4 protein-coding genes are annotated in these 6,580 nt (G+C 38.3%); all 4 read right to left on the minus strand.

Annotation, left to right across the window (positions count from 1 at the left end; genetic code table 11):
* A partial coding sequence (locus AC1DG9_RS25115) for an SdrD B-like domain-containing protein (protein ID WP_477635468.1) occupies positions 1 to 2,368 on the minus strand: 2,368 nt, incomplete at its 3' end.
* A gap of 402 nt (positions 2,369 to 2,770) precedes the next feature.
* Positions 2,771 to 3,127 (minus strand): RagB/SusD family nutrient uptake outer membrane protein, encoded by a 357-nt coding sequence (locus tag AC1DG9_RS25120; protein ID WP_477635471.1) that lies wholly within the window; start codon positions 3,125 to 3,127, stop codon positions 2,771 to 2,773.
* On the minus strand, positions 3,127 to 4,146 hold the full coding sequence (locus AC1DG9_RS25125) for a RagB/SusD family nutrient uptake outer membrane protein (protein WP_477635469.1): 1,020 nt from the start codon (positions 4,144 to 4,146) through the stop codon (positions 3,127 to 3,129). The genes AC1DG9_RS25120 and AC1DG9_RS25125 overlap by 1 nt, the downstream gene beginning before the upstream one ends.
* An 11-nt stretch (positions 4,147 to 4,157) precedes the next feature.
* Positions 4,158 to 6,580 (minus strand): SusC/RagA family TonB-linked outer membrane protein (locus AC1DG9_RS25130; protein WP_477635470.1); only part of this gene is annotated, 2,423 nt, incomplete at its 5' end.

Below are 6,580 nucleotides of genomic sequence, written 5' to 3' on the forward strand. Positions count from 1 at the left end.
CAGTATAATTACCAGGTTTCACCTCGTAAAACTTAACAGTGCCCTTTGAATTGGTCCGCGCTGTTTCTTCATTTAATTTAACGGTTATGCCTTCGGCACCTTTTTCATTTGGATCTCTGATGCCGTTGTTGTTATAATCTTCGAAGTATGCTAACTCCAGCTTCTCTCCCTTGCTTTTATTTAATCCTGAAAACTGCTTTTCTATACCTACCCTAATCTGACGAGTATTGAAGGTATTGGAATTGAATGAATTAATTGCGTAATAGTCAAATGGTACTTTTGTTTTCATTACGCTGTAAAACAAGTCGGTAGTTAATGCCCAGTTTCCCTTTATCATCCATTTGGCACTGCCGTTCAAAGCGTAATTTTTGGTTTGGGTAAAACCGTAATAATTATACAATGTTGCCAGTTGCACATTTAACCTGTTTCTAAACAATGTAAAGCTGGTATTTGGCCCAAATGAATACAACTTATAGTCGGCATCTTTTGTTGCAGAAAAAGAATCGCTTAAATAATAAGGATTGAGCTGAATGTAGCTGGTAAAGCCAAACAGACGATTACCGTAATTGCTATTTAGGCGAAGTGAATGAAATGGCGGTTTTGGTTCATTAGAAGTATTTTTATAGGTATATCCATAATCAGCATTAATAGATAAACTATGGTTGTTGTTAAAAAAATTGAGGTTAGCCTGCATTCTGACTGAAGATGATCTCCATTTAAAATCCTGGTTAAGCTGTGTAAGCAATTGCATCCCCTGAAGTGATTGATCCATAAAGTAAGGTCTGAAATCGAGGTTGATCTTCCCCATAAGGATACTGTAACCTACCTCGTAAACATTGATGATGTTTTTGTTTGCACTAAAGTTATAGCGGTTTCCAATATCCTGATACTCCGGCGAATTGTTTAAAATACTGATCCTTGCAGAAAGTGTACTTTTTTCCATTGTTTTAACGACTCTGTTATCACTCTGGAAAAGGCCTCTGTGCAGTCCGGTATAATAGGATGTACTGTAATAATTGTTAGTGATAAATTGATAGCTACCTGCATTAAGTGTGTAATTTATACCTAAAGCGGCTGCATGTTTGCCTGTGTGGTTATTTGCTTTTTCTAAACTGTAGCCACCCTCGAGATCTAATTGCTGGGTGGCGTTTAACCTGACGGCTGTTTTTCCACTTACCTGTTGGTTGTTCACACCGAAGAAACCATTTTGACTGTGAAGATATGTTAGCCTGCCATGCTGATCACCAATGGTTTTAAAGGCATAGCTTGCTGCAATAATAGTTGGGCCTTCCAATGAGTTTGTTACCTGGCTCATCAGCATATAATTGTTCTGCATGCCATATATGCTTAGACTCTTATCTTCATTGAAATTAAGGGTAGCTTTAGCGCCTCTACCACTTAGGACATAATCAAGATTTTCATAAATGCTACCGATCTTTAATCCCCAGTCTTTATGCTGGTAGTCAAGGTAACTATCGTACAGGTTAATGCCTTGCAAATCCTGGTAATAATCCAAATTGAAACGATAATGGAGGTCGGCATTGTTGGATAGGTTAAGTTTTCCGTTAGCCTGCATCTGATAAAATGAGCTGTTCTGGCTCATGCTCATATATCTTAAAGCGGCTGTATTGTTCAGATTTTCGCCATATGGATTATCACCTGCCCCATATCTTCTTACACTGCTGACACTCATGATTCTGATTCTTTTTAGCGCCAGCTGATTACCACCCTGATCCACTGCCTGGATGGTTACATTAAAATCGGCAGCAATTTTATTGTTCAGTTTGTTCCGCGCATTAAAAGGCAACAATTGCTGAGCACCCGGCTGCAAAACCAACGACATTTTCTCGCCGGTGAACTCCAGACCTTCTGGCACTTCAGTAAGTATCAGGCGGAAGGAAATTGGGACTATCCCTCTGTTGGTACATAACAGCATGATCTGAGATTGACCGGTAACCTGATTGAGGTAAAATTCTGATTGCTCGGTACTGATAGCCAGCCCAGTCGCATCACTTAATAGCGTATAAAAAGAAACAGCAGGCTGGATTTTTAACTGCGCATCGTCTGATTTAATGGATACAGTAAAAGCTTGTATGTTTTTGTTTATTGTTTTTCTGTCGGTAATGTATTTCAATGGGAATGCCTTTTTCTCTTTGGCATTTAAGTTAATGCTTTTAGGAAGCGTAATCATACCTGCAAGTGTCTGTGTTTTAATTGCTTCGGAACTTAGTAAAACGGCTTTATCTGACAGGTTCTCTATGATCAGTTTATTCGAAAAGGTTTGACCGCCACTTACTTTAATAGTATCTTTTTCAAAACTATAGCGAACATTGTATGTTTGCTGAGCGATAGCTTGGTTACGAAACAAAAAAGCACAACAAAAACAAGTAAATATTAACAGACTAAAACACTTATCTATGCTTTTCTTTTTGCAGATCATGTTGCAAATCAGGTTAGACGATATATTTGGCCGGCAAATGCTATTTGGCACTTACTACAATAGAACAACAAACAATTATCTTAATTGTTTATTTATATAATGTTGATGCAAAAGTATTACGTTTTAAGCTGATTTGATGATAGTTAAAAAGAAGGTGTCCAAAAAGGTATATTTACTATTTACTTATGCTTATCGTCATCCTGAATTTATTTCAGGATCCCGTTTAAGCGGGTTTTGAATAGTAATTGCGAGATTCTGAAATAAATTCAGAATGACGGCCTTACCCTTTTGAACACCCTCCTTATACTTTGGTTTTAACAAGATGTTAAGTTAAAAACCTGGATTATTTGGTAACAGATTTGGATTAACATTAATTTCCTGTTGTGGTACTGGAAATAGCAATTGTTTTTCTGCGAACGTAGCTCCAAAAGTAGTTCTGTGCCCAACAAAATTATCCCAGTTTCCTGTTACATCGTTGTGTACTTTTCTTGTTCTGATCATGTCAAACCACATTTTGTTTTCAAAACAAAGTTCAAAATTTCGCTGTAACCATACCTCTTGTTCAAATGTTGTTTGAGACAACGCTCCGATAGGTGCAAGTTTTGCCCTGTTTCTAATGGCATTTACATACCCAATAGCTTTAGAATTAGGCCCTCCCTCGGCTCTGTTAGAAGCTTCGGCATACATCAACTGTACATCGGGCAGGCGGTATAGGGTAAAATTCTTTTATCGCCTGCAGCAAACGACTGAATAAACTGCGGAGTTGGATAAACCGATCCGTATTCATCAGAATATTTAGAGATACCCGAAAAATTAGGAATGGTTAATGGTGTTAGCGGATTATTTGAAGGAACAGCTGCAGCATATTGTACCTGAAATATGAACTCGCCAGTATTTTTATTTGAAGGTTTAATCATATCTGTATATTCAGGAAACAAGGTATAACCGCCTTTCTCAATCACATCTAAAGATCGCTTAGCCGATTCCGCATAAAACTGATTTCCACCATTAATTGCGGCACCAGCATAGGTTAAGTATACGTCGGCCAGTATTGATTTTACTGCTCCCATAGATACTAGTCCTGTAGCGTCTTTCCATGCAAGCGTTGATTTTTCTGCCTCCAACAGGTCAGGTATAATAATGCTATCATATATTTCCTTTGCTGCTGTACGCGGAAAATTCAGGTTAAGGTCCTTAGGTGTTTCGGTCACCTTTGGAACAGCACCGTACATACGTACCAAATAAAAATAATACAATGCCCTTAACGTACGTACTTCGGCCAGCATGTTGGTTTTCTCCTCATCTGTTAGGCCTGTAGCATTAATGGCTGGTATTTTTTGAATAGCCAGATTACACGCACCAATACCAAGGTAAAGCTGTCTCCACCATGTGTCGAAATAAAATGAGGTTGCATTGTAAGATAAATTAGAAAAATTAACGAAGCCCGTTTGGCCCAGATCGCTATTTGCTTTACCGGTTACAAACTCCATTAGATTCCAGGTATTACCTCCATAAGATGAAGGTTGGCCTGCTAATAAGCCCTGCAAATTTTGATAACCTGCATTTGCAAACCCTCTGGCCACTTTTTCGCTTGACAAGTCAGATTCTGGTGTCAGAAAATAAGTGGGTTTTTCTTCCAGAAACTTTTTGCAAGAGCACGTAAGTAATATACATGCTACCAATATTATATTTTTTATCGTTTTCATATGAGTAAATTTTAGAATGATGCCTGTAAACCAAGATTCCATACACGCGGACGAGGATTAGAAAAGAAATCCAAATTTTGAGAAAATGCTGAGTTAGAACCGTAACCAGAATTAAACGTATCTACCTCAGGGTCATATCCGGTATATTTTGTTATGAGAAATAAGTTCTGAACACTGGCATAAACGCGCAAGCGACTAAGATGTAATTTACTTACTGTAGCCGAAGGCAAACTAAAGCCTAACATAAAGTTCTGGCCACGTATAAATGAACCATCTTCTACCCACCAGGTATCAAAATGAGAATCCTGAGCAAATCTGTAATTACGAACCTGAGAAACAGAGGTGTTCTGATTTGTTGGAGTCCATGCATTTAACACAGTTGCCAGACTATTTGAAAGTGTTTGCCTGTCTTCAACCGAGTGTTTAAAGTTAGCAGCAGTATTTACACCTTGAACAAAGCGGATATCAAATGCAAAATCCCAGTTTTTATATTTAAAATTACTACTGAAATTTCCGGTCCATTTTGGATAAGCCTGGCCAATGATGCTGTAATAATTACTACCATCTGGGTTGTAAATGTATTTTCTATCCCCAGGTTTTAAATTATGTGCCGCGGCTTCAGCGCTTTCAGAATCGCTATACGTTCCAAGACGGGTCATTCCATAAAAAGATCCGATGGGCTCACCTACTCTGATCACGAAATTTTCGCCCAGGAAGTTTGGTCCAGGGAAGATATCGGCGTTGCCATCATTCAGTTTCAGTACTTTGTTTTTATTGCTTGAAAACAGGAAGGTTGTTGACCACTCAAAATCTTCATTTTTAACATTGACTGTATTTAAGCTTAACTCAATTCCTGAATTCCTTACTGAACCTACGTTTTTGTAAACGTTGGCATTTACCTCGCCGGCCGACCATGGGATTGGTGTTTGAAGTAAAAGGTCTTTGGTTACTCTGTTGTAATAATCAGCAGTAAGATTAACACGATCCTCAAATAGCCCTAACTCCAATCCTCCATCTGCTTGTATTGATCTTTCCCATTTTAAATCTGGGTTACCAATATAACTAGGGAGCAATGTAGACTGAGCTGCACCATTCAAAACAGTTGTATTTGGTTGAATTTGTGCAAGAGAACGCGCCTGCCCTATTTCCTGGTTACCAGATGTACCATAACTTGCCCGTATTTTCAAATTAGAAATTGACTTGTTATCCTTTAAAAAATCTTCCTGCGAAATACGCCACGCAGCACCTACAGACGGGAAGAATGCATATTTATTGTTCTTTCCAAACCTGGAAGACCCATCATAACGACCTGTTGCAGTAAACAAATATTTCTCGTCTATATTATAGGTAAGACGAGCGTAGAAAGAAGCAAGGGACGACTGATCATCTTGAGATTCGTTGGCACTTTTAACCGAGCCGGCTTGTTGATAATGCCATTGGAAAATATCATCAATAAATGATTGCGTTTCTGAACGGACTCTTTCATAACCGGTTCTTTGAAAAGATACCCCAAGTAATGCGGTTAATTTTTGTTTGTCGTTTATCTGCTTGTTCCAGGTTAAGTAGTTTTCTGTTTGCCAGTAATAGTTTAGGTATGAATTAATATTGGCTACCCCTCCCTGATCCTGCGATAAGTGAGGTAAATTTAAAGAAGAATAAAAGTTATTCTTCTGTCCACTTAGGTTATATCCAAAGTCAGTTTTAAAATCAAGATCTTTGGTAAGATGTAATACCGCATATACATCGCCAAGCATCTGCATATTGTTATTGATGGTATATCTTTCGTTAGCAATGTGAACAGGATTTGGAGCACCTTCTAGTCCGGCAATATCAAAATTTCCTGCCCATGATCCATCCGGATATTTTACCGGAACAATAGGCACTTCTTCTGTTACTGCCCTGGGAACGTTTAAGCTACCATTTCCGTCGGTTACTAAACGCTGGGAACTTCTGATCAGGTTTATGTTTCCACCTATTTTGAGCCAGTCTTTAACATCATTATCCATTGTCATTTTTACAGAATAGCGTTTAAACGCTGAGGTTGGCGCCAAACCATTCTGATCCAGGTAACCTAAAGACAAACTGTAAACTGATTTTTCGTTACCACCCTGGATATTCAACTGGTGACTTTGCGAAAAAGCAGGTTTATAAGTTTCTTTTTCCCAGTTTGTATCATAAATTGGTTTATCGTTCGTATCAAAAAGTAATGGAAAATTAGCATGATTTAGTTCTACCGGAGGTGCCCAAACTGCGCCAGCGGGATCAAACTTTTGACCATTTGCAAAAGACTCGTTGTATATTTTCACAAACTGTTCAGAATTTAATGTAGGTAAATGCCTGTATAGCTCACTTATGTTCATATTGTTTTCATAAGAAACAGTGGCATCACCCTTTTTCCCACGTTTTGTGGTAATCATAATTACACCATTTGCAC

It is taken from the genome of Pedobacter sp. 05L430, assembly GCF_056397585.1.

Coding starts and splice junctions, on each gene's coding strand:
- AC1DG9_RS25120 (WP_477635471.1), bottom strand. CDS start 3,127: ATGTATGCCGAAGCTTCTAACAGAGCCGAGGGAGGGCCTAATTCTAAA.
- AC1DG9_RS25125 (WP_477635469.1), bottom strand. CDS start 4,146: ATGAAAACGATAAAAAATATAATATTGGTAGCATGTATATTACTTACG.